Below are 25238 nucleotides of genomic sequence, written 5' to 3'. Positions count from 1 at the left end.
TAATGGCGAAACAACCTACTGCATTAATTATTTTAGATGGCTTTGCAAATCGTGAGGAAGAACACGGTAATGCTGTTAAGCAAGCCAACAAACCTAATTTCGATAGATATTATAATAAGTATCCTACAACGCAAATTGAAGCAAGTGGTCTAGATGTAGGTTTACCTCCAGGCCAAATGGGTAATTCCGAAGTCGGGCATATGAATATTGGTGCAGGAAGAATCGTGTATCAAAGTTTAACGCGTATTAATAAAGCAATTGAAGAAGGAGACTTCTTTGATAATGATGTCTTGAACAATGCGATTCAACATGTCAAAGATCATCAATCTACTTTACATGTTTTTGGCTTGCTCTCTGATGGCGGTGTGCATAGTCACTATAAACACCTATTTGCATTATTAGAGTTAGCAAAACAACGTGGCATAGACAAAGTTTATGTCCATGCGTTCTTAGATGGTCGTGACGTAGATCAAAAATCAGCATTAAAATATATTGCTGAAACCGAAGATAAATTTAAAGAACTAGGTATTGGACAGTTCGCCTCTGTTTCAGGTCGCTATTATGCTATGGATAGAGACAAACGTTGGGATCGTGAGCAAAAAGCATATAACGCAATACGTGCTTTTGAAGGACCCCAATTTGCTTCAGCCGAAGAAGGTGTAGAATCTAACTATGCTAAAGATTTAACCGATGAATTTGTAGAACCATTTATTATTGAAGGTCAAAATGAAGGAGTCAATGATGGCGATGCGGTAATTTTCTTTAACTTCCGTCCAGACCGTGCAGCTCAATTATCAGAAATATTTACAAACAAAGCTTTTGGTGGCTTTAAAGTAGAACAAGTCAAAGATTTATTCTATGCCACATTCACGAAATATAATGATCACATTGATGCTGAAATTGTCTTTGAAAAGGTTGATTTAACTAATACAATTGGTCAAGTAGCTCAAGATAACCAATTAAAGCAATTGCGTATTGCCGAAACAGAAAAGTATCCACACGTCACTTATTTCATGAGTGGTGGTAGAAATGAAGAATTTGAAGGTGAACGTCGTCGTTTAATCGATTCTCCAAAAGTAGCAACATATGACTTGAAACCTGAAATGAGTGCTTATGAAGTTAAAGATGCTTTACTTGAAGAGTTGGATAAAGGCGATTTAGATTTAATTATCTTAAACTTTGCTAATCCCGATATGGTTGGACATAGTGGTATGTTAGCGCCAACAATCAAAGCAATTGAAGCGGTAGATGATTGTTTAGGTGAAGTCGTTGATAAAATCTTAGAAATGAACGGCTATGCCATTATTACAGCTGATCATGGTAACTCAGATGAAGTATTAACGGATGATGATCAACCGATGACGACACATACCACAAACCCAGTTCCAGTAATCGTCACTAAAGAAGGCGTAGAATTACGGAAAACTGGCCGTCTTGGTGATTTAGCGCCAACATTGTTAGATTTATTGAATGTAACGCAACCAGAAGAAATGACAGGCGAATCACTCATTAAACATGACTAAAAACATTGTTTAATGGTGAAATCATTGATGCGCAATGATGACATGCAGCTTGTCTGCTAATATATGAAATTATTTTATTAATTATTCAAATCAAGCTATAATAGCTTTAGATTAAAGTAAAAGGAGTTTTTGAACATGCCAATTATTACAGATGTTTATGCTCGCGAAGTCTTAGACTCACGTGGTAACCCAACAGTTGAAGTTGAAGTATTAACTGAAAGCGGTGCGTTTGGCCGTGCATTAGTGCCATCAGGTGCTTCTACTGGTGAACACGAAGCCGTTGAATTACGTGATGGTGATAAATCACGTTATGGTGGTAAAGGTGTTACTAAAGCTGTTGAAAATGTTAACGAAATTATCGCACCAGAAATCATTGAAGGTGAATTTTCAGTATTAGATCAAGTATCTATCGATAAAATGATGATTCAATTAGATGGTACGCCAAACAAAGGTAAATTAGGTGCAAACGCAATTTTAGGTGTTTCTATCGCTGTTGCACGTGCAGCTGCTGAATTATTAGGTCAACCTTTATATAAATATTTAGGTGGATTTAATGGTAAACAATTACCAGTTCCAATGATGAACATCGTTAATGGTGGTTCTCACTCTGATGCACCAATCGCATTCCAAGAATTTATGATTTTACCAGTAGGTGCTGAATCATTTAAAGAAGCATTACGTTGGGGCGCAGAAATCTTCCACAACTTAAAATCAATCTTAAGCGAACGTGGTTTAGAAACTGCTGTTGGTGATGAAGGTGGATTTGCACCTAAATTTGACGGTACTGAAGATGCTGTTGAAACAATTATTAAAGCTATCGAAAAAGCAGGTTACAAACCAGGCGAAGATGTATTCTTAGGATTTGACTGTGCTTCATCAGAATTCTATGAAAATGGTGTATATGATTACACTAAATTCGAAGGTGAACATGGTGCTAAACGTAGCGCAGCTGAGCAAGTTGACTACTTAGAAGAATTAATTGGTAAATACCCTATCATTACGATTGAAGATGGTATGGATGAAAATGACTGGGAAGGTTGGAAACAATTAACTGACCGCATTGGTGATAAAGTACAATTAGTTGGTGACGACCTATTTGTTACAAACACTGAAATCCTTTCTAGAGGTATTGAAGAAGGAATTGGTAACTCTATCTTAATTAAAGTTAACCAAATCGGTACATTAACAGAAACATTTGATGCGATTGAAATGGCACAAAAAGCAGGCTACACTGCAGTTGTATCACACCGTTCTGGTGAAACAGAAGATACTACAATTGCTGACATCGCAGTAGCTACAAATGCTGGCCAAATTAAAACAGGTTCATTATCTAGAACTGACCGCATTGCTAAATACAATCAATTATTACGCATTGAAGACGAATTATATGAAACTGCAAAATTTGATGGTTTAAAATCATTCTACAATTTAGACGTTTCAAAAAAATAATTATCAAAAAATGCAATAAAAGTTCACGCTAATAATTATGAGTCTGGAACATTATTTTTGTTCCAGGCTCATAACTATATATTGGCAGTAATTGACTGGATTGAAAATACGCTGATACCAAGCTTTTTCAATCCTGTTCAACCTTGCCGGGACAGGACTACGAATTCATAATGAAGGCTATCTCGCTTTCAATCCTGTTCTATTTTTTATATAAAAAGCTGGAACGGTAATGTTAACATAGTAGTGAAACTGATATAATAAGATTTGAATTGATTAAAAGGAGTTACATGATGGAAAAACAAACTCAAGTAAGAGAAAAGCGGACAGGCAACTTAATTGCAATCAGTTCATTTGTGTTCAGCTTCTTATTAGTGTTCCATAATTTTGTCGCATTGGATATGGCTACAGCTAAAGCGCTACTTGCTTTTGCAGGTCAGAAAACATCAGATGCTGTCGCACATAATTTATTAAATGGCTTTAGATATACGGGGATTATGTATATTTTAGCTTATTTAGCAGGTGTAATTGCATTTTGGAATAGACATATGTACTTATGGTGGTTTATGTTTGCCGTTTTCGTGTCAAATGCCATTTTTACCTTAATCAATATTTCACTAGTGATAAAAGGCATCACTACAGCACATTCATTCATGTATGCATTACCAATTCTTATAGTAATTATTGGTTCTTTAGCACTAGCATTGTATATGCTCGTTATCTCGATTAAACGTAAAAGTACATTTAATCGTTAGTAGATTTGATATAAACAAGCGTTCTGTGATATAATTCAGTTCGTATATAATGAATGGAGGACAATTTTCATGCATACATTTTTAATCGCACTATTAATCATTGATTGTATTGCATTAGTAACTGTTGTATTACTCCAAGAAGGTAAAAGTAATGTACTTTCAGGTGCTATTAGTGGTGGCGCAGAACAGTTATTTGGTAAGCAAAAACAACGTGGCATCGATTTATTTTTGCATAGATTAACAATTATTTTAGCAATCATATTCTTTATCATATTGATTGGCATAAGTTATTTCCAATTATAAGGTCCGACGATATAAATGTCGGGCTTTTTTAATTATAATAAGTGTATGTGACTGTTAAAGTACACAATAAATAGGAAAATAATGTCGCCTTTAAAGACATGTAATAATATAAAATAGTTATGTTTAGAAATAGGAGAGATGTTGTTATGCAAATTAAACTACCCCAACCATTCTTTTTTGAAGAAGGCCCCCGTGCTGTCTTACTGCTTCATGGTTTCACAGGAAATTCTTCAGATGTAAGACAACTAGGGCGTTATTTACAGAAAAAGGGAATCACCTCTTACGCGCCTCAATATGAAGGTCATGCGGCTCCGCCAGAAGAAATTTTAAAATCAAGCCCACATGTCTGGTTTAAAGATGCATTAGATGGTTATGATTTTCTTAAAGAAAAAGGCTATGACGATATTGTCGTTGCTGGATTATCTCTAGGCGGTGTTTTTGCACTAAAATTAAGCTTAAATCGAGATGTAAAGGGTATTGTAACGATGTGTGCTCCTATGGAAGGTAAGACTGAAGGAACAATATACGATGGTTTCCTTGAATATGCACGCAACTTCAAAAAATATGAAGGAAAAGATCAAGCAACGATTGATCAAGAAATGGAAAACTTTCACCCAACTGAGACATTAAAAGAGCTAAGTGCGACATTAAGTGAAGTTCGAGATGTTGTCGAAGAGGTGCTGGATCCCATTTTGGTTATACAAGCAGAACATGATGAGATGATTGATCCTCAATCAGCCAATTATATATATGACCATGTTGATTCAGAACAAAAAGACATTAAATGGTATGCCAATTCAGGTCACGTCATTACGATTGATAAAGAAAAAGAACAAGTTTTTGATGACATTAATGACTTTTTAAATACGTTAGAATGGTCAGAGTAAGGAATAAACAATAGAAATGAATATAGAAAGGAGGGGCATGATGAATTTAAAGCAATCCATTGAAGCAATCGTTAAGCAACCAGATTACGAACCGATGTCTGTGTCAGATTTCCAAGATGCTTTAGGTCTTAATAGTGCCGACTCATTTAGAGATTTAATAAAGGTGCTTGTTGAACTAGAACAATCGGGGTTAGTTGAACGTACAAAAACAGATAGGTATCAGCGAAAGCAAGGAAAGTCATTAGGCTCAAAATTGATTAAAGGAACATTGAGTCAAAACAAAAAAGGATTTGGCTTTCTTCGACCTGAAAATGATGATATGGAAGATATTTTTATTCCACCGACAAAAATAAACAGAGCCTTAGATGGTGATACAGTGCTTGTTGAAGTAAAACAATCTAAAGGTGACCATAAAGGGAAAATTGAAGGTGAAGTGAAATCCATTGAAAAGCATTCGGTCACACAAGTTGTGGGAACATATAGTGAAGCTAGACATTTTGGTTTTGTCATTCCTGATGACAAACGAATTATGCAAGATATTTTTATACCAAAAGGGCAAAGTCTAGGTGCTATAGATGGTCATAAAGTACTCGTACAAATTACTAAGTATGCGGATGGACATGATAATCCAGAAGGACAAGTATCCGCTATACTTGGTCATAAAAATGATCCAGGCGTTGATATCTTGTCTATTATTTATCAACATGGCATAGAAATTGAATTTCCAGATGCAGTCTTGAAAGAAGCAGAAGCTGTTCCAGATGAGATTTCTCCATCTGAAATTGAAGGTCGTACAGATTTACGTGATGAATTAACGATTACGATTGATGGTGCAGATGCAAAAGATCTTGACGATGCCATTAGTGTTAAAGCATTAAAAAATGGAAACACCGAACTTACCGTTAGCATTGCAGATGTCAGCTACTACGTTACTGAAGATTCTCAGCTAGATAAGGAAGCTTACGATCGTGGGACAAGTGTCTATTTAGTTGACCGCGTCATACCTATGATTCCACACCGTTTAAGTAACGGTATTTGTTCATTAAATCCAGACGTTGACCGATTGACATTAAGCTGCCGTATGGAAATTAATGCACGTGGTGAAGTCGTTAATCATGACATCTTTGATAGTGTGATACATTCAGACTATCGCATGACATATGATGCTGTAAATCAGATTATTACTGAAAAAGACCCAGAAGTCCGTCAACAATATGAAGCCCTCACACCTATGCTCGATTTAGCGCAAGACTTATCACAACGCTTGATTCAAATGCGTCATCGTCGAGGAGAAATCGACTTTGACATCAGCGAAGCGAAAGTATTAGTGAATAGTGAAGGCATTCCAACAGATGTCGTCACACGACAACGCGGTGATGGTGAACGGCTAATAGAATCGTTTATGTTGGCAGCCAATGAAACCGTAGCGGAGCATTTTAGTAACTTAGACGTACCATTTATCTATCGTGTACACGAACAGCCAAAATCCGAAAGACTAAGACAGTTCTTTGACTTTATAACGAACTTTGGCATAATGATAAAAGGTACAGGTGAAGATATTCATCCAGCTACACTACAATCTATCCAAGCAGAAGTAGAAGGACGACCGGAACAAATGGTCATCTCAACAATGATGTTACGTTCAATGCAACAAGCGCATTACGACGATGTAAACCTTGGACACTTTGGCTTATCGGCAGAATATTATACACACTTTACTTCACCAATACGTCGGTATCCAGATTTAACCGTCCATCGCTTGATTCGCAAATATTTAATTGAGCATAGCATGGACAGTAAGACACAACACTATTGGGCAGAAAAATTACCAGAAATTGCTGAGCACACATCTCAACGTGAGCGTCGTGCGATAGATGCAGAACGTGATACCGATGAGCTTAAAAAAGCAGAGTATATGATTCAACATATCGGTGATCAATTTGAAGGTATTATTAGTTCTGTAGCCAACTTTGGCATGTTTGTCGAATTACCAAATACAATTGAAGGCATGGTCCATATTTCCAATATGACAGACGATTATTATCATTTTGAAGAACGTCAAATGGCATTGATTGGTGAGCGCTTAGCAAAAGTATTTAGAATTGGAGATACCGTCAAAGTTAAAGTGTCCCACGTAGATGTAGACGAACGCATGATAGACTTCCAAATTGTCGGTATGCCAATATCTCAAAGTAGTAGTCAACGTCCAGCGATAGGTAAAACCATTCAAGCTAAAACACGCGGCAAAGCTTTAGATAAATCAAAAAACGATGGGCAACGTCGCAAAAAATCTAAGAAGTCAAAACAGCGCAAAGGTAAAAATGCACGCAAAAAAGAAAAAAATGGCCAAACAAATCACAAACCATTTTACAAAGATAAAAGTGTGAAGAAAAAGTCACGAAGAAAGAAAAAATAAGCAACAAAGAGGTGATAACCAGTGGCTAAAAAGAAATCACCAGGGACATTAGCTGAAAATCGTAAAGCACGACACGACTACAACATTGAAGATACCATAGAAGCAGGCATCGTCTTACAAGGAACCGAAATAAAATCGATACGTCGTGGCAGTGCTAACTTAAAAGATAGCTATGCCCAAGTAAAACGTGGAGAAATCTATTTAAACAATATGCACATCGCACCATATGAAGAAGGAAATCGCTTTAATCATGATCCATTACGCTCTAGAAAACTCTTATTACACAAACGAGAAATTATCAAACTAGGCGAGCGTACAAGAGAAGTAGGATACTCAATCATTCCGCTTAAACTGTATTTAAAACACGGTCATTGTAAAGTACTGCTTGGCGTAGCAAGAGGTAAGAAAAAATACGATAAGCGTCAAGCGTTGAAAGAAAAAGCGATGAAACGCGATGTAGATCGTGCGATGAAAGCCCGTTATTAAGCAACGTCATTGCTTAATCGGGCTGATTTTGATATGATAATTAATGCTTGTTTATTATTCATTACGGGGACGTTCTTGGATTCGACAGGGGTCCCCCGAGCTTATTAAGCGTGTCGGAGGGTTGTCTTCGTCATCAACACATTCAGTTTATAATAACTGGCAAATCAAACAATAATTTCGCAGTAGCTGCCTAAGCGCACTCTGCATCGCCTAACCGCATTTCCTATGTGCTGTTAACGCGATTCAACCTGAATAGGATATGCTAAACACTGCCGTTTGAAGTCTGTTTAGAAGAATACCAATCAAGCTAGCATAACGTTGGTTGTCTATGACCTTTCATTGTGCGAAACTGAAATATAGACTACACACGTAGAAAGATTTGTATCAGGACCTCTGGACGCGGGTTCGAATCCCGCCGTCTCCATTATATAACCTGCAACCACTGTGGTTGTGGGCTTTTTTGAGTGCGTCTATATTGACCCAGCGCATAAAAAAGCCCTATAAATTAGGACGTAATATTATTATAAATCGTGATTGTTTTATTTATAGCATTAATTTGTGCAACTACTTTATGAACATCGTCAAACTTGGTATAAATCTCTTTTTTATCATTATAATTAAAATACGTAAGATGTTTATTATTTGTTTTGTCGACAATAATTATATCTTTATCTAAGTTATCGCATGTTATTTCGTAATTTGATTTGTTAATAATTTTCCAGTTAAACATTATCATAATTTAGCCTCCATAAATATTTAATTATTTCTTTCTGTGTACTAGGGTACAAATGTCCGTATCTATTATATACTTCATAACAACCTGCATGACCTAAACGTTGTGCTATTATCATAATGCATGCACCATGATTGACTAACATAGAAGCATGAGAATGTCTTAAAATAGTAGATTCACTGTAGGCTTTGAAGAACGTACCAAATAATACATAATTATCTTTATAAATGTTATTTTTTTTATAACATTTTAAATAATCTTTGCTATTGTTTATCTATTTTTATATAAAAATAGTATTATCACTTTTAAGAAAATTAATTATTAATTAAAAAATTATAATTCAAATTACAAAATTTAACGGTTATTCTAAAAGAATAAATGTAAAGAAAGGGACAATTGAGATTGTGGGGATTTATTGGAATGATTATTAGTCATTTCTAGTATCAGGGATAATTACAACAATATTTTTTATTGGATTAATAGGAAATTTAATAATATAAAACTGCATGCTGAAATTATCTCAAAAGCTAGAATTGAGTGGATAAATGAATTTAGAAAGTTAGCAAGTATTTGTATGAAGCGTATCAATCATTAGTTATTGGAGAAACACTTTTAAAATTTAGAAGAAAAGTTGAAAGAAATAAATTTGATACGAAATATTTAAAATTAAATAAGGATTGATTTTATTGAATAAAAAAATATTTTTAACAGTTATTATATTAATTAGTATAGTATTGATCGTAGGAGGCGTCTATTTAAAAATGAAATATGATGAAAAAAAAGAAAAAGAACAAAAGTACTATAATGAACAAAAAGAAAGAATAACTTTATATATGAAATACAATGTCAAAGATTTCAAAAACATTGAATTTACAGAATTCAAAAAAATCCAATGGATGGCTATGATATTAGCGGTTATATAAATAAAGATAAAAATTTATCTTTTAGTGTAGGTATAAGGTCTACAGAAAATTTTCAATTTAATGGAAATATATCTTATTCAGAAGAATTAGAAAATAAATTTATTAAAAATACGAAAACAGTATCACAAATAAAGAAAGAACATAGGTAGGTCAAAATTGTAACTAAGCAATATTTTAAGTGGTGTTTTTACGCTGAGATATGTTCTTTGTTGAAGTAGAGATGAATTACTACGTAAAGGTTGTGGGTTATGGTAAATATCAAGTGACTAATCGTTACGATTTATGCAAATATAAGGGAACAACTGGTTTCATGCTTTGTTTAAGTAGTTTTAAAATATAATTCTATTAGAATTTATAAAGATGGCCCATCAATCAACTGAAATTACTTAGGTTCTATAATAAATCGGACTGGTGATTTATTATAGAACCAATTTTTATTAATGACTTTAGTCTGTTGAGCACGTAAAGCGTGCGAAATAAAAAATATATTCAAAACTAAGAAATGCAAGATAAAGCACTAGGTAAATTGAATGTAAGAGAAACCTCTTTATAGGCTAGCTAAAGTGACAATCACATTTTGGATTGGAAATGAAATGAAAAAGCCAGCGCCTATAGACGCTGGCCGGTATAGCGGGCTTATAGCCGCAAAACAAACCACCCGTTTGACGGGTGGTTTTGATTTTTAATAGTATGACTTAAATTAAGCATTTATTATTTTTAACTTAAAAAAATATCGTCTGACCATTTCTATAACCATCATCCAAACTACATGACCAAATAGTTCAGAAATATGTTCTGTGAATGGTTGTTCAAAAGGACTTGGGACAACTTGCATGATAGGCATAATAACCAAGTGAAAAGCAATCCAAATTATAATTCCAAATAATGCACCATATCCCAAAGTAATCTTAGAATATTTATTAGCTAAAATAATATAAATAATTGCTATTACAATTGAAAAACTATAATGAACAATAAAGCTTACAAATGGCAATGCATGTTCAGAAAAACTATATGTAAGGTGTGTGACATTTGAAGGTATTCCCAATATCTGTAAGAGTTCTTGAGGCGGATTTGTTGCATCTCTAGCTGGTGTTCTTGGTGGGAACATAACTTCCCAACCTAATTTAACTATTCCTGACAGTAAACCGGCTAAAATACCTACCCAAAGAACTTTTAACCAGTTTTGCTTTTTATTAGTATTGTCCATTTTTAATTTCTCCTTTCTATATCATTTTTATTATAGCATTATTAGAACTTTTTGAATATTTAATATACTATTTAAAGTTAATAGTCAAAATTAGTATTTTTGTGATGCTTTACTAAAAAATTAGGTAGATTAAGCATAGAAATCTAATTAATGTGTATGTTTGAATGATTATCTATTCTTTATGAATAACAATGTCTAATTTTTGAAAATAGCTACTTAAACAATTCATTCTGTTAGATATAAAGAGTAGAAAAAATGGAATTTCCTTTGTTTTTAGGGGACATGAAATACTAAGTCATACATTCAGTGACGTATTTTTCTCTCACGCTTCGAAAATTGTGAAATTAGATAAATAGAATAAAGCAGACATTAATTGAGACTACGAGTATTAACCAACACTACATTTAGTAATATGGTTTAAAGAATCTGCGAAAAGAGGACTGCGTATAGACGATGAAATAGTAATAAAAAGTTTGTGGTTAAGAAAAGTGAATTTGAACCTAATCTAGACACGAACTAATTGAATGTATTTATACTTTTCAAAAATAAAAAGATGTGTTACGCTTTAAGTGGTTAGGCGCCTAACTATATTAGAAAGGGTTGTTCACGTGAACGAATTTTATTTGATAGATAGTCCGACTTATACAAAATTAGAAGGACTGAAAAAAGAATATGAAAACTTAGATATTATTTCTGTCATGTTATATCTTGAAATTAATAAAGCTTACAAAATTATGAAAAGTAAATATGACAAGTTTATAGAAGAATATGATTTGTCAGAAGCTAAGTTTTCAATTTTAATGTTGCTTTCTTATGAAGAAAATATGACTTTATCGCCATCAGATTTATCTAAGAAAATAGGTAATAAAAAATCAACAATTACAGGATTAGTTAAAGGGTTAGAAAAACAAGGCTTAATTAGAAGGGTTAATTTATCAAATGATAAACGTTCCAGTTATGTACAAATGACTGAAATTGGTTATTTAAAGTTGAAAGAGTTTTTACCTAATAATTATGACTTTGTGTCAAATATATTTAGTGATTTTGATGAACAAGAAAAAGAAACATTTTTTCATTTGATGAATAAATTAAGAAATAAAATAGAAGAGGATGGAGAAAATGAATAAAATTGAATTTTTAGAAACTTTTTTAAGCTTATATATTAATCATCATGTTGTGCTTGAAGATATGGAAAAAGGTACAAATAAATATACAGTTTTAGACGTAAGAAATGCACCTAAAGAAGTGAAAAAAGATAAAATTAAAGGTTCTTTAGAGATACCAGCTAAAGACTTAAATAATCGTTTAAACGAGTTATCTCAAGATAATATTTATGTTGTTTATGATTGGACTGGAGGAACGATTTTAGGTAAGCAAGCGTTGTTAGAATTATATCGAAATGGTTTTGAGGCTTATGAATTAGCTGGAGCATTAGAAGGATGGAAAGGTATGAGCTTACCATTAGAAGATGTAGAATAGTTAAGTTTTTATCAGTTATACTTTTAATTTATGCTATTTTTAAAGTTAAATTACCTTCATAAAAGAATAATTGAAATTTTAAGTGAATACATTAAAAAATCGTAAAGATGACCTTATACATGAGGTTATTTTATAAGGTGAAAAGTTATTGTATTTATTGATTCAATCAGTAATTGACGATGAAATAGCAACGAAAGAGATTGTGGTTAAGAATGGTGAAACTTGACTAGAAACTGGTAGGTTAAAACTCGTATACCATGAACATGTGGAATTTGTAGATGTACCTATCAATTCTAGTAGTAGATTAAAGGCTAATGATATATTAGGCCGTTATCTTAGATTAGCAATATTCAAATGCTGTAGTTCACATTTATTACAAATATTAGTTTTATAGAGAAAAGTAATAAGAGTCTGGGACATAATTATATTTTAGGCTCTGAGTTCTATATTGGCAGTAGTTGACTGGATTGAAAATACGCTAATACCAAGCTTTTTTCAATCCTAGTCAACCTTGCCGGGGCGGGACTAAGAATTCATTATGAATTCTGTCCCGCTCCTTATTATTTAATATTGTTAAAACCAACCATTATATGTTTTGCAACTGTTTTTTACAATCAGCTATTGAATCAGAATTATGAGATATTTTTTTTGAGAAACAAAGTACTGGCAATACCCAAGTGAATATGATTTTTTATAAAGAATATAGATATTGGCGACGAACTAAGATTCTAATTTTCACAGCATATTTAATGATTTTTAAAAATATGTTTATATTCAATTTTTTCTATTTGGGGCAGTGATCTATATGGTTTAGATAGGTAAAATATAAGGCTGCCGATTATAAATATCAGACCTGTAAGAACAAGCGTATAATCAAGACCTAAATATTTAATTAATACACCACTAGATAAGCTGCCTAAAGGTAAAGTCATTGCAGATATGCTAGTTATTATAGTAGTAATGCGTGCTAATAATTTTTCAGGAGTTACCTTTTGTTGGATTGATACTAGAGAAACGTTACCTATACTAATAGTGATAAATGAGATTGGAAATAACATCATAAAAATAATATTAGGAACATAGTTAATAAATATTAAAAGTAAACCCGAGGATAAATATAAAAATATCAAGATTTTACCATAACCAATATTTACATTCTTTATATAAGGCGCAAGTAATGAACCAACAATTAAACCTAATGAAAGTAAGCTCATTAATAAGCCAAAATAAAATGAACCACCAAGATAATTTGCTTTTAAAGGGACCCAAGTATAAAGAATTCCTAATCCAAAATTAAGAATGGAACTTGATACAGCTATTAAAAATAATAAAGAATGATATACCTCTTGAAAGCCTTCTTTTAAATTATTTAAATATTTACCTTTATATATAGATTCTGTTTGTGTTACAGGCCATTTTATTAACATAAAAAATAAAGCAGCGATTAAAAATATTAACGAATTACCAAAATATAATGGAATGAAAGAGAGTGTAGCAACAATAATACCACTTAAAGCATTCATGATAACATCTGTACCTTGATAAGCCACACTCATAGCAGAATTTGCTTTAACTAACGCATCATTACTTACCAAAATAGGAATTGCTTTTGATTGTGCTGGATAACCTATTTGCGTACAAAACATAGCGAGTGTCACTAAAATAATTAAAAGATAAACATTTAAGATGCCAATAAAATACAAAAAAGTTATAGTTAATAAAATTAAAAATTGAAGAATAGGCGTTATGATGAGCGTCTTTCTTAAAGCAATAGCATCTACTATAGGCCCAAACAAAAAAGAAATACACATAGGAATCATTAATAATGTATTTGTTAATCCAACTAATACTGAATGATGTGTCCATTGTAAAACTGTCCATGTTGTTGCTACATAATAAAGGCTATCTCCAGCATTAATTAAAATTCTTGCTAAAAGTAGATTGAAAAAAGATTTGTTTTTATGTAAATGTTTCATATTTATCATCCTTAATTATAGTACTTTAATTAAATTATAAGTTTTTTAGTATAAAAATAAAGTATTATTAACAAATTCATCAGTATACAATTAATTAAATTATGGTATAGAAAAAATATTGAATAAACATATATTATGCTATCTAGATGTCCATTGCCTGATTTACAAATAATTTTAACGTTGAATGATAATTTATGTTGTAAGACGCAAGTTCAATAATTCTAATGGCAATGCTCAAATAATTCGATAGATTTAGAGTACGAGTACTTAAGGACGTTGAGAAACTACAAAATGTTTAGTATATTATAGATGTAAATTACATATTTTATAGAAGCTAAATGCCGGTTATATCATACTTAATGAGTATTGTTTTTTATTTATGTTTAGCCTGTGTCGTTTCCATTCCATCGATGATTTTAGGGATTAAGAAGCATAATGAAAGAAAAAAGAATAATTAGAGATAGATATATGTTATATTTTCGATGTATTTATATAAATTCAGTCATGTTGAAATAATTATTTCATGAAATTGCCAACTGAAATATCACGTATATCTTAAATACTTCTTTTCCATAGTTAAGAACAGAACATGCTGTTTCTTTTGCATAAAAGAACTTTGAAAATGTGAACGCTTATGCGTATATTTTTCTATTTTACTAAATATAAAAATATTACTAATTCATGTTACATTTTTTTACAAACATGTAATAATAAAAATAGGGTATTTACAAGAAAGATATTTAGTAAAATAGGGGTTATTTAAAATGGCAAATAATACAAAATATTTTCATCATGTTGAACATAGAAAGTTTCAAAATCATTCTAAATTTACATTATGGTTATCATTAGTTATAACGCTCATCTTTACGATTGTTGAATTTGCGGGTGGTATCTATGCGAATTCTTTGGCGTTACTTTCGGATTCATTTCATATGCTGAGTGATGTCTTAGCTTTAGGGTTATCTATGGTTGCGATTTATTTTGCGAGTAAACCGCCCACAAAAAATTATACTTATGGTTTCTTAAGACTTGAAATTATTGTTGCTTTCCTTAATGGACTGGCTTTAATTGTTATTTCTTTAGGGATTATGTATGAGGGTGTCATGCGTATCATTCATCCAGAACCAGTCGAGAGTGGTGTCATGGTTGTTATTGCTACACTTGGGCTTCTCGTTAATATCATTTTAACGTTGATTTTAGTTAGATCTTTAAAAAAAGAAGACAATATCAATATTCAGAGTGCGCTATGGCACTTCATGGGGGATTTGTTAAATTCTCTTGGTGTTATTGTGGCTGTAGTATTAATTCATTTTACAGGTTGGGAAATCATCGATCCAATCATTAGTATCATTATTTCACTTATCATATTTAATGGTGGCTATAAGATTATAAAAAATGCGTGGAAAGTGCTTATGGAGCGCGTTCCAGAAGGATATAGTTCAGACGAAATTATCGATCATATGAAACGTATTGAAGGTGTTATTGATGTACATGAATTTCATTTGTGGAGCATCACAACGAACCAAAGCTCTCTTAGTGCACATGTGGTTTTAAGTGATAAATATATTAAATCTCCATATGCGACCATTAATAAAGTCTCAGATTTACTTAAAAATAAATATCATTTAGAACATGTCACACTTCAAATTGAAAATATTGAACTCAATCATTTGAATGAAGATTACTTTAAGCAATATCAGGGTGATTCTCAAGACTAATATGGCACGATATTTTATTATTTTCTAAATAGCTGATGCATATGTCGTTTAAAAAACAATAGTTTAATACTACTACTGTTTCCTATGATATGTTAATAACATGTCAGGTTGACTATCATGAATCAACAGATAAATAGTGAAGAAAGAATTTTGCACGAATCTAATTTATATCATAGAAATTATATGATAGTCTATACATAAATAAGCAGTAAATTTAATATAGGTGGTCTTATAATGAGTATAAAAGAAATGTGGGATTATTTAGTAAATAAAAAGTGGACATCTAAAGATATTGGTATACTTATTTTTTATGTTATTGTCGCAAGTATCTTTGCCACACCAGTACTAGGAATTCCTCTCGGTGTGTTGGCCTTTCTAATTATTAATGAAGATGTTTTGGATGATAATAAAAAGCAATAAAATATTTATATTGGATTAAGAGTTACAGCACTCATGTGTTGTAGCTCTTTTTTTAATTTTCTTTATAAATTAAAAAAAGATGTCAGTGACGTCTTCTTATTTTATAATATAAATATTTAGTTGTCCGCATCTCTATATTTTGATAATATAAAATAAAAAAATAAATATAATATACATCGATGGAAGTATAAGGGATGTGAAGACATGTTGCATTCAAAGAAGTTGCTGATATGCTTGCTCATTTTAATGCTTTTTATTGGAGGGTGTGGCATGAACAACAAAGATAATAATAGGGAAGTTCAAATTAAACGTAGTTTTAATAAAATGTTAAGCATTTATCCGACTAAAAACCTTGAAGACTTTTATGATAAAGAGGGCTTCCGAGACCAAGAATTTGATAAAAACGATAAAGGAACGTGGATTATTAGCTCTGAAATGAATATTCAAACAAAAGGAGATAATTTGAAGTCAAGAGGTATGATTTTATATATAAATAGGAATACTAGAAAAACAAATGGATATTTTGAAATAGATGAAATAAGTGAAGACAAAAAAGGAAGACCACAGAGTAAAGAAAAGAGATATCCAGTAAAAATGGAGCACAACAAAATCATTCCAACAAAACCAATAAATGATAAAAAGTTAAAAGAAGAAATAGAAAACTTTAAATTTTTTGTACAATATGGCAATTTTAAAGATATCAATGACTACGGAGATGGTGATTTTTCATACAATCCCAATGTGCCAAGTTATTCAGCAAAATATCAATTAACTAATGATGATGATAATGTGCGACAGTTAAGAAAAAGATATCACATTCCAACCAATAAAGCACCTAAGTTATTGTTGAAAGGTGATGGCGATTTCAAGGGTTCATCTGTCGGTTATAAAGATATAGAATTTACTTTTGTCGAAAATAAGGAAGAAAATATTTATTTTACTGATAGTATTAATTTTAATCCAACTGAACATGACGAAAGATGATAATAAAATATTTATATTTGATAAATAAGCTAGAACATCATTATGTTTTAAGCTATGAACTAAATATTGACAGTAGTTGACTGGATTGAAAATACGCTGATACCAAGCTTTTTCCAATCGTAGTCAACCTTGCCGGAGCGGGACTACGAATTCATTATGAATGCTGTCTCGCTCCTTTTTATTATGAACTGTATCCATAAAACAGCTAATACTTTATTAATAGCTGAAAGGCCTAACAATAATTAATATTTATTAGATTATTCAGCATATTAATAGTATATAATTTAATTAATTTTTTAATATAATAATCATACTAGGTTTACATTCTTTTAAAGTCGTCTTGATATCTTAAATATGTAAGGCGATGTTATTCAATTTAATTTAGGGAGGAATTACAGTTGTATTTGCAAACAAAAAAATCAAAATGGATAAGTGGTATGGCTAGTATGGTTATGGTCTTAAGTATGACTATGTATTGTCCAGGAAATGCTGAAGCAAGTGGTGCGGGACAAGGTCCTGATCAAGCTACAAATCAAAATGAAATTAAAGTGACACAGACTAAACCACATGTTGCACCAATACCTACAAAAAACAGTCCGAACCGAATTATGACAAATTTTAATGGCAATACTCAGAAAGAAATGGGCTTTAGTTGGTATACAACGGATCGGTTCAAAGATGCTAAAGTTTGGGTTTCTGAATCTGGACGTTTTGATGATGCACAAATATTTAATGCTAAACCTAAGAAGGTGAACTCAAAATATCTTGAGCGTGATGATAGTGGTCATTTTATTTTTAAAGATGTACAAAAAGATGATGAAGGCAACGTAATCAAAGATAAAAATGGCAAGGAAAAAGTAAACGGGTATTATACTGATGCAAACGCACATGGCCCAGAATGGACAAGTGGTAATGAACATGGTGAAGCTACGTTAACATCACAAACAGAATATACATATAAAGCAAAAGCAACGGGCTTAAAACCAAATACAAAATATTACTATAAAGTGGGCAGTTTGCAAGGTGGTCAAAGTACTGTTGGACAATTTCAAACATCAGGTAACAAAGGGGATGCCTTTAAGTTTGTTCAATACACAGACACACAAAATGCGTTTTGGAATGAACATGTTAGAAATGAGGCACAATTTGGAGCTGACACATTAAATCAAGCAATTCAAACGGCAGGCAATCCTAATTTTGCATTGCATACGGGGGACTTCGTAGAGACAAGCGAAATTGAAGATGAGTGGGCAGATTTATATAATCAATCAAGACCATCATTTATGTCTTTACCTGTAGCTGCTACAGCTGGGAATCATGATGAACATGCGTTTAATGAAGATGATCCAAAACTATTAGGACAATTTAATCAACACGTCAATGTGCCAAAAGCAAATAATGCAGTTAATGGTGGTTCTTATTATTCATTTGACTATAATGGTGCACATATGGTTGTAGCAAATACAAATGACAATAAGAAGTCAAAAGATAATCCAGATGAAAAAGCAATTGGTAAACAACAAATGGCATGGATTAAAAATGATATTAAACAAGCCCGCAAAAAAGGTGCTAATTGGATTATTTTAAACTTGCATAAACCAATGTATTCTAAATCTTATCACGCTTTATCAGATGAAGACATTCAAAAAGTTCGCAACGAACTGACAAAAGAAATTGACGATTTAGACGTTGATTTGGTATTGCAAGGTCATGATCACGTGCTTGCACGCACGCATTCACTTAGACATACCTCAACTAAAAACAGTTTTGTTAATGCTAGAAAAGAAGATGCCAAGCAAATATTAGGCGATGATCATGTTGAATATTATGACAATCCTAAAGGATCAGTGTACGTCTTACCAAATACAGGTGGTACAAAGGCCTATGACGATATTTATGATCGTTCATTAAAACACATCAAAAAAGTAAGACCAGAACTTAAAGGATTAACGCAACGTCAACTGGATCATTATAACAGTTTGTTTGCTGTAGGAAAGCAACCACAAAAGACATCTGCATTTAAAAATAAACATGCAAACAATAGAGATTCTTCAGCACAAAACTTTTCAGTGTATGAAGTTTCAGGCAATAAGTTAAAAGTTAAAATATATCAATTATACGGTGATATTAGTAAAGGTGAACCAAGAGATATTAAATTAATAGATGAGTTTGGAATTAAGAAAGATAAAAATAAACGATAAACAGCTATTCTTATGAACTAAATCATAAGTTGAGATAATGGACGATGTGACTGTATTTTTAACAGGGTTAGCAAGAATGGAGTGTTAAACTTTGATGACAGGCAAAAGATACATGGCAGTATTACTAACAGTTTGCATGGTATTGACGGCATGTGATAGTCATGGCGATAAGCAAACAGAAGCTTCTGGCACACCACATGTTGAGCATCATGATAAAGAGCGACAACAGTTAAAAAAGGATGTGCTTAAGTGGGCGAATAAACAAGGTGAACAGCATAAGCGGGCCGTTACCAATTGCTATTTTGGTAGTGGAGAGATATCGACTGGTGATTGGTACGCCTTAACCGCAGATGGTCAGCTACAAGTGAGTAATCAAAACAAACCCGGACCCAAGGCATTTAAACTCCATACGCTTGCAGGGTTTGTAACGTATAAATCAGCACATAAGCAAACTGGAATAGATTCTCGTGCCCAAAACTTATCTAATGTAGAGGGTTATGCAAATGTTGCAGATATGTCATATCCCATAACCAAATATTTAATCACAGATAATGGTAAAGTATATAAATATCAATTTCAGAAACAAGATGATACGAGGTTATCTAGTGGCTTTGCGCCGAAAGATCATAATGACAAAGATCCCAATCTTAGTCCGAATATACAATTTAAAGAAGTAAACAATGCCACAATGAAACAACTTTTGAAGCAGCTAAAGCATAAATATCCACAGTTATTTCGTGAATCATAGCATTAATAAAAGTACGAAGTGATTTAGAAATAGCAAAAGCTATGGTGGTCCTAGCACAAATAAATAGAATTCATTTCAACACCACTAAGATGATAATAGCCGTATGATATTTCAAGGTATCTTGATTTTCATACGGCTTAATTATTTCATTTATAAGTTCTGATTTCTGGCGCTTGATAACTTTGAATAAATTGTTCCATTTCATTAATATTATCTGAGAATAGCATATGTTGGCGATCTGTTTGACTCAAGAAGCCTTCAGTAACCATATGATTGTAAAAGTGTTGAATATGGTCGTAGTAATTATTAATGTTATAAAAAATACAAGGGTTTTGGTTTTGTCCAATTCTTGACCATGACACAACTTCGGAAATCTCTTCAAGTGTTCCCGGACCTCCAGGAAGTGCAATGCATACATCACCAAGAGATAAGATTTTTTCTTTACGTTCAGACATTGAATTAACAATGATTAATTCATCTAAGCCATTATGGGCTAATTCTCTTTGTTGCAGAAATGTGGGCATGACACCAATTGTTTTACCACCATGTTGTATGACGCTATTTGCAATCGCTCCCATTAAACCTGCATTGCCACCGCCAAAGATAAGCGTATGGTTTTGTTCAGCAATCCATTGACCTAGCTGAATTGCGCCTTCTTTATAAATACCGTTGTGGCCTTCACTCGCACCACAATAGACAATAATATTCACATGTTTCACTCCTAAGAAGTTTCGTTTTTTGACAATAATACATTATAAGTATAGTAAAATGTTTAAGCAATATAAAGCGATATTTTGGATTAAGTGATGCATGAATCATTATTCTGCTCTTTATTAACACCCTAAGTTACGTTATATTGTAACCAGAAATGTAAAAACACAATTGGGTTGGTAGTCCCAATGCAAAGTTTAGCTTTGTCAGTAACCTTCCTCCTCAGGTCGTCCATCATTTCTAATTGCTAAAAATTAGAGGAGGGGTAGCATGGAGCTATCTATATTACATGATGGTCAGTTTTTTATAGGTTTGGTTGAATACCGTAAAGGTCAAAAGGTGAAATTTGTAAAATACACGTTCGGTGTAGAGCCAGATGACGAAGTAGTATTGCAATTTATTACCAATCATTTATTAGCTTGTTTAGATAATGCGGAGGTTGAAATAAATAGCAAACCGCCAAAGAAACACCTTAATCCTAAACGATTACAACGTCGTGTGGCTAAAGAACAAAAACAGCCTAAAGATTTAACAAAAGCACAAATGGCATTAAAAGAAGAACAACAACGGAAGAAAAAGCGCCGTAAACAACGTTACAAAGCAGATAAAGAAGCTGAAAAAGCCTATAAAAGAAGAGTCAAAAGAATTAAAGCAAAAGAAAAACATAAAGGCCATTAATGTGTATTGGGAGCGGGACAGCATTCATTATGAATTCGTAGTCCCGCCTCGCCAAGGTTGACTAGGATTGAAAAAGCTTGGTATAAACGTATTTTTAATCCAGTCAACTATTGCCAATATATCGTTCATAGCCTAAAACGTTATGATGTCTCAGACGCATCACCCTTAGCGTTATATTTTAATGTTAAGGGTGAAATTTTATATAAAAGAACAAAACTAAGCTAGTTGAAAATTTTGAAATAGTGGTGACATACTTATCCCAATAAAATAGGGAATGAAAGTAATAAAATGTGTCTTTAATTAAGGAATGAGCTATACAAAGGAGAAAATCGTATGTATTCAGAGCAAGAAACATATGACTTTATTTTATCGGTAGCTCTAAGACGCTTATGACAGATTAATATAGAAAAAATAAAGGAGAGATATAATGATACAAGCCATTAACCATATTTGTTTTTCTGTAGCTGATTTAGCGACATCTATAGACTTTTATGAACGTATTCTTCAAGGTGATTTATTAGTACAAGGACGAACTACAGCTTATTTTAATATTGGAGGATTGTGGATTGCTTTGAATGAAGAACAAAATATACCAAGAAACGAGATTCAATATTCCTATACACATATTGCCTTTTCTATTGAAAATAAAGATTTTGATGCTTGGTATGATTGGCTTGAAAAGCATGAAGTACCTATTTTAAATGGACGACTAAGACATCTTAAAGATAAAAAATCAATTTACTTTACAGATCCAGATGGTCATAAATTAGAACTTCATACTGGCACGTTACAAGATCGTCTAGCTTATTATAAAGATGACAAACAACATATGACTTTTTATGTATAAAGTAAGCAGAATAGTGTTATATAAAAATAGTAAAGAAGTTAAAACAAAAAGCACGCCACACAGCATATTATGATGCAGTGAGGCGCAAGTTATAAATATTAATATGGTTGAAATAATTTTTTCCATTGATAGCTAACGGCTATAGCTATACTCATAACTAATAATAAAAGAGGGAGTTCTGAAGCCATATAGCCTTGCGGTAAGTGAACCGTGAACAGTGCACCAAGCATAATGACTATGAAGCCAATAGCGATGTAATTAGTTAATAGACCGACAATCATCATGATACCACCAACAAGTTCAAAGAGGCCTAATAAAATGCCGACAAATGCAGGGAAGCCCATATTAGACATCATTGTCATAGGCTCGTGAAAACCACCGATTGCTTTTTGAGCACCATGAACAGTGAATGTAATGCCTAACATGACACGAATTAGAAGAAGGCCAAATTTCAAAAAATCACCCTTTCAATAGTATATTCAGTATAATAAATATACTATAACAATAAAAATATTACGAGGCAAGTTTATGCGCCTCGCAAAACATATGATTACTATTTATCAAAGATTTTTATTTCTGTAGTTTCTGATTGTATATCAATCACCAACGTATCATCGAAAAGATATGTAGTGGGCGTTTCACCTTTTAAGTCAATTTCTGCTAATATTTGAAAACTACTATCATCAATTGGCTCTATAACTGAAAGGCTTTGTTCAAATTCTTGAACAGCGATGTTGCGTTTAGATTGAATATGAATATCCCATGCTGGCATGTTATCACCTTTTTCATTATCGTATAGTTCTATATATTAACTAAAACTTTGTTCAAATTCTACAAAAGTTTTAGTCGTTACACTTATATGATTGATGCGATCCCCTGACACATCACCATTAATATAACCATTATTAATGAGCACCTTACAATTTTCAACAAAATCATGATAATCTCTATCACAAAAATAGGTGTCTTGTGCTGATACAGAATCTTTAAAGTCGTTTGCTTTATCCTCAGGTTGACCAGCATTTGAGCGTTCCATGTAAAGTTTGTAAAACTTTGCAATGGTATATTTTTGTTCTTGCGTTAATTCATCCATAAATATGCCTCCTAAAAAACATCATATACCTATAAATACCCTCTATATAGTCAGGAAATGTTTTGAACGGCATATTGTAATAAAAATGTCTTATTTTGCTTTTTCTATCCCTTTATGAACAGCTTTCGCAAATTTATAAAAAGTATGCGTGTAATTATCACTGTTATTACGTGTTGTTTTATCTAGTTTCAAGTCTTTAAAAAAGAGTTGACGTTGTTTCGTAGTTAACTCCAATTGCACACCTGAATCAGTGCCATTTTGATTAACAAAATTATCTTCCGACATTGCTTCAATTCCTTTAGGGCTAGACTTAATAGTAAAGCCAGCTTTGCGCAGTTCAGTGCGAATCGCTTTGGCCATATATTTGTCTTTTCCACCGATGTAAATAAGTGGATCTTCACCATTAAAGCCATGAACCGATATCGTTTCTTTTGTAGCTGCTAGCATATTCATTAATTGAGGTTCATCATAATTGGTTGAAGTAATATGTAAACGTTGATTATCTGCAGGTAATAATCCTTGAAAACTATAAAAATCATACTTCCCTATATTAGCAATGCGGCGAGCAATTTCAGTCGATCCAGGTTCAATCCCACCACCATGTATGGCAGTGATTAAAATATTATCGTTTTTCACATGCTTAGTGCTAATTTTCCAGTCTTTGTTTTGTGTCGTGTGATGCTTTAAGTCATTAAAATCTTTGTAGGTATCTGAGGTTTGGTTAACGGCATTTTGACGCGTAAAATAAATCGCACTAAAAAGGGCGATAATTGTTACAATAAGGCCAATAACCAAGGCATAATAATATTTTTTATTCCAGTGTCGTTGCATAAAAACTCCTTTTAGTAAAAAATAATATAAAACTTAAACTTTAGAAAGTATAATTGAAAACAATTTAAATATAAAGCATTTGCGGCTTTAAAGCATTATAAATGCTAAAAAAATTAAATAAATTTAAAGATTAACGCATATAATACATAAAATTCATCCAAACTTTACAAAAAAAGGATAGAAAATAAGTGAAGGACGTGATGATTATGAATAAAGATCTATTAAGAAAATACTTCCAAAACGAAGATTTTCACCCCATTACTATTGTCGTAGGAGCCAAAAGAATCACCCTAGAAAACGACATAAACATCGACTACCAAAACGAAGTCATCATCTATCCCATGCCCCAAACCACACGAATCATACCATTCACATCCATCACCTATATCGACCTAAAAGACACAAAAAACACCCACATCAACCTATACAAACTAGAATAGGGGCCCCAACAAAAAGGAATGCGCCAAGCATTTCAACGAACAACGCAAGTTGGGGTGGGGGCCCCAACAAAAAGGAATGCGCCAAGCACTTCAACAAACAACGCAAGTTGGGGTGGGGGCCCCAACAGAGAGAAATGCGAAGCGCATTTCGTCAAGCACAGCAAGTTGGGGTGGGCCCAACAGAGACAGTTTGGCACATCATTATATTTTAGGCTATGAACGATATATATTGGCAGTAGTTGACTGGATTGAAAATACGCTTATATCAAGCTTTTTTCATCCATTTTTCGGATGTTTTATATGTAAAATGTAAATATATATTAAAAGAAAAAGAACTTAAATACAAGATATATACGGGTAATATAGGAGTGATATCTTGAACGTTAATTTAATGTATATGATTATGTAAAGCATATGAATACTGCAAACT

26 protein-coding genes, 1 other RNA gene and 2 pseudogenes are annotated in these 25238 nt (G+C 32.6%); 20 read left to right on the top strand and 9 right to left on the bottom strand.

Annotated elements, in window-relative coordinates; all coding sequences use genetic code 11:
- Window positions 1-2: 2 nt before the first annotated feature.
- The 8 genes from gpmI (at window position 3) to ssrA (ending at window position 8243) form a co-directional block, all read left to right on the top strand.
- The gene (gpmI, locus tag CD041_RS05550) at window positions 3-1523 is read left to right on the top strand and encodes a 2,3-bisphosphoglycerate-independent phosphoglycerate mutase (RefSeq protein WP_070647880.1); all 1521 of its coding nucleotides are present in this window, start codon (window positions 3-5) and stop codon (window positions 1521-1523) included.
- Window positions 1524-1658: 135 nt separating this feature from the next.
- Window positions 1659-2972 (top strand): surface-displayed alpha-enolase, encoded by a 1314-nt coding sequence (eno, locus tag CD041_RS05545; RefSeq protein WP_002459691.1) that lies wholly within the window; start codon window positions 1659-1661, stop codon window positions 2970-2972.
- A 290-nt stretch (window positions 2973-3262) separates the two neighbouring features.
- Window positions 3263-3724, top strand: a complete 462-nt coding sequence (locus CD041_RS05540) for a hypothetical protein (RefSeq protein ID WP_070647881.1) — start codon at window positions 3263-3265, stop codon at window positions 3722-3724.
- Window positions 3725-3793: 69 nt separating this feature from the next.
- Window positions 3794-4027 carry a preprotein translocase subunit SecG gene (gene secG, locus CD041_RS05535; RefSeq protein ID WP_070647882.1) on the top strand — a complete coding sequence of 78 codons (234 nt, stop codon included), beginning with the start codon at window positions 3794-3796 and terminating at the stop codon, window positions 4025-4027.
- Window positions 4028-4173: 146 nt separating this feature from the next.
- Complete coding sequence (locus CD041_RS05530; protein WP_002479324.1) at window positions 4174-4914, top strand: alpha/beta hydrolase; 741 nt, start codon at window positions 4174-4176, stop codon at window positions 4912-4914.
- A gap of 40 nt (window positions 4915-4954) precedes the next feature.
- Window positions 4955-7330: a ribonuclease R gene (gene rnr / locus CD041_RS05525; protein WP_070647883.1), complete on the top strand. Its 2376-nt coding sequence runs from the start codon at window positions 4955-4957 to the stop codon at window positions 7328-7330.
- A 21-nt stretch (window positions 7331-7351) separates the two neighbouring features.
- Window positions 7352-7816, top strand: coding sequence for an SsrA-binding protein SmpB (gene smpB, locus CD041_RS05520; protein ID WP_002459686.1), 465 nt, complete (start codon window positions 7352-7354; stop codon window positions 7814-7816).
- Window positions 7817-7881: 65 nt separating this feature from the next.
- Window positions 7882-8243, top strand: a transfer-messenger RNA (tmRNA) gene (gene ssrA, locus CD041_RS05515).
- A 78-nt stretch (window positions 8244-8321) separates the two neighbouring features.
- Here ssrA and CD041_RS05510 read toward each other — a convergent pair.
- Both CD041_RS05510 and CD041_RS05505 read right to left on the bottom strand, forming a co-directional pair.
- The gene (locus CD041_RS05510) at window positions 8322-8546 is read right to left on the bottom strand and encodes a hypothetical protein (protein ID WP_225306464.1); all 225 of its coding nucleotides are present in this window, start codon (window positions 8544-8546) and stop codon (window positions 8322-8324) included.
- Window positions 8539-8823 (bottom strand): annotated as a pseudogene (locus tag CD041_RS05505) (site-specific integrase); the annotation flags it as partial. The pseudogene CD041_RS05505 and the gene CD041_RS05510, both read right to left, overlap by 8 nt.
- A 412-nt stretch (window positions 8824-9235) precedes the next feature.
- Here CD041_RS05505 and CD041_RS05500 point away from each other — a divergent pair.
- A pseudogene (locus tag CD041_RS05500) lies at window positions 9236-9621 on the top strand (DUF1433 domain-containing protein).
- Window positions 9622-10172: 551 nt separating this feature from the next.
- Here CD041_RS05500 and CD041_RS05495 read toward each other — a convergent pair.
- The gene (locus CD041_RS05495) at window positions 10173-10682 is read right to left on the bottom strand and encodes a YagU family protein (protein WP_002459684.1); all 510 of its coding nucleotides are present in this window, start codon (window positions 10680-10682) and stop codon (window positions 10173-10175) included.
- A gap of 608 nt (window positions 10683-11290) precedes the next feature.
- Between CD041_RS05495 and CD041_RS05490 the strand changes: the two genes are divergently transcribed.
- Complete coding sequence (locus tag CD041_RS05490) at window positions 11291-11809, top strand: MarR family winged helix-turn-helix transcriptional regulator (protein ID WP_002492753.1); 519 nt, start codon at window positions 11291-11293, stop codon at window positions 11807-11809.
- Entirely contained in the window at window positions 11802-12161 is a 360-nt protein-coding gene (locus tag CD041_RS05485; protein WP_002492756.1) for a rhodanese-like domain-containing protein, read from the top strand. Before CD041_RS05490 ends, CD041_RS05485 begins: the two co-directional genes overlap by 8 nt.
- Window positions 12162-12907: 746 nt before the next feature.
- Here the strand turns inward: CD041_RS05485 and CD041_RS05480 are convergent.
- Complete coding sequence (locus tag CD041_RS05480) at window positions 12908-14137, bottom strand: MFS transporter (protein WP_070647884.1); 1230 nt, start codon at window positions 14135-14137, stop codon at window positions 12908-12910.
- A gap of 764 nt (window positions 14138-14901) precedes the next feature.
- Between CD041_RS05480 and CD041_RS05475 the strand changes: the two genes are divergently transcribed.
- The 5 genes from CD041_RS05475 to CD041_RS05450 all read left to right on the top strand — a co-directional run bounded on the left by CD041_RS05475 (window position 14902) and on the right by CD041_RS05450 (window position 20208).
- Window positions 14902-15855 (top strand): cation diffusion facilitator family transporter, encoded by a 954-nt coding sequence (locus CD041_RS05475; RefSeq protein ID WP_002459680.1) that lies wholly within the window; start codon window positions 14902-14904, stop codon window positions 15853-15855.
- Window positions 15856-16089: 234 nt separating this feature from the next.
- Window positions 16090-16275, top strand: a complete 186-nt coding sequence (locus CD041_RS05470; protein ID WP_002459679.1) for a VraH family peptide resistance protein — start codon at window positions 16090-16092, stop codon at window positions 16273-16275.
- A gap of 204 nt (window positions 16276-16479) precedes the next feature.
- Complete coding sequence (locus CD041_RS05465; protein WP_080606620.1) at window positions 16480-17259, top strand: tandem-type lipoprotein; 780 nt, start codon at window positions 16480-16482, stop codon at window positions 17257-17259.
- Window positions 17260-17657: 398 nt separating this feature from the next.
- Window positions 17658-19460 carry a purple acid phosphatase family protein gene (locus CD041_RS05455; protein WP_070647886.1) on the top strand — a complete coding sequence of 601 codons (1803 nt, stop codon included), beginning with the start codon at window positions 17658-17660 and terminating at the stop codon, window positions 19458-19460.
- Window positions 19461-19554: 94 nt separating this feature from the next.
- On the top strand, window positions 19555-20208 hold the full coding sequence (locus CD041_RS05450; protein ID WP_070647887.1) for a hypothetical protein: 654 nt from the start codon (window positions 19555-19557) through the stop codon (window positions 20206-20208).
- A gap of 146 nt (window positions 20209-20354) precedes the next feature.
- On the opposite strand, the gene CD041_RS05445 is transcribed toward CD041_RS05450, so the two are convergent.
- Entirely contained in the window at window positions 20355-20918 is a 564-nt protein-coding gene (locus CD041_RS05445) for an LOG family protein (RefSeq protein WP_070647888.1), read from the bottom strand.
- A gap of 271 nt (window positions 20919-21189) precedes the next feature.
- On the opposite strand from CD041_RS05445, the gene CD041_RS05440 reads away from it, so the two are divergent.
- Together CD041_RS05440 and fosB are read left to right on the top strand one after the other, a co-directional pair.
- Complete coding sequence (locus tag CD041_RS05440) at window positions 21190-21597, top strand: YjdF family protein (protein ID WP_062078698.1); 408 nt, start codon at window positions 21190-21192, stop codon at window positions 21595-21597.
- A gap of 427 nt (window positions 21598-22024) precedes the next feature.
- On the top strand, window positions 22025-22444 hold the full coding sequence (gene fosB, locus CD041_RS05435) for a FosB/FosD family fosfomycin resistance bacillithiol transferase (RefSeq protein WP_002479312.1): 420 nt from the start codon (window positions 22025-22027) through the stop codon (window positions 22442-22444).
- Window positions 22445-22542: 98 nt separating this feature from the next.
- Here the strand turns inward: fosB and CD041_RS05430 are convergent, their stop codons facing one another.
- The 4 genes from CD041_RS05430 to CD041_RS05415 all read right to left on the bottom strand — a co-directional run bounded on the left by CD041_RS05430 (window position 22543) and on the right by CD041_RS05415 (window position 24368).
- Entirely contained in the window at window positions 22543-22899 is a 357-nt protein-coding gene (locus CD041_RS05430; RefSeq protein WP_070647889.1) for a DoxX family protein, read from the bottom strand.
- Window positions 22900-22997: 98 nt separating this feature from the next.
- The gene (locus tag CD041_RS05425) at window positions 22998-23216 is read right to left on the bottom strand and encodes a hypothetical protein (protein ID WP_002459672.1); all 219 of its coding nucleotides are present in this window, start codon (window positions 23214-23216) and stop codon (window positions 22998-23000) included.
- A gap of 36 nt (window positions 23217-23252) precedes the next feature.
- Window positions 23253-23537: a hypothetical protein gene (locus tag CD041_RS05420; RefSeq protein ID WP_002479310.1), complete on the bottom strand. Its 285-nt coding sequence runs from the start codon at window positions 23535-23537 to the stop codon at window positions 23253-23255.
- A 90-nt stretch (window positions 23538-23627) separates the two neighbouring features.
- Window positions 23628-24368, bottom strand: coding sequence for a poly-gamma-glutamate hydrolase family protein (locus CD041_RS05415; protein WP_070481761.1), 741 nt, complete (start codon window positions 24366-24368; stop codon window positions 23628-23630).
- A 206-nt stretch (window positions 24369-24574) separates the two neighbouring features.
- Between CD041_RS05415 and CD041_RS05410 the strand changes: the two genes are divergently transcribed.
- Complete coding sequence (locus CD041_RS05410) at window positions 24575-24808, top strand: hypothetical protein (protein WP_002459669.1); 234 nt, start codon at window positions 24575-24577, stop codon at window positions 24806-24808.
- A 76-nt stretch (window positions 24809-24884) separates the two neighbouring features.
- Window positions 24885-25121, top strand: coding sequence for a hypothetical protein (locus tag CD041_RS05405; RefSeq protein WP_062078704.1), 237 nt, complete (start codon window positions 24885-24887; stop codon window positions 25119-25121).
- Window positions 25122-25238 lie beyond the last annotated feature (117 nt).

Origin of the sequence: Staphylococcus lugdunensis (genome assembly GCF_002901705.1) — a bacterium.
Taxonomy (GTDB): domain Bacteria; phylum Bacillota; class Bacilli; order Staphylococcales; family Staphylococcaceae; genus Staphylococcus; species Staphylococcus lugdunensis.
The sequence above is the reverse complement of the archived record's forward strand: the minus strand, read 5'-3'. Positions and strand labels throughout refer to the sequence as shown.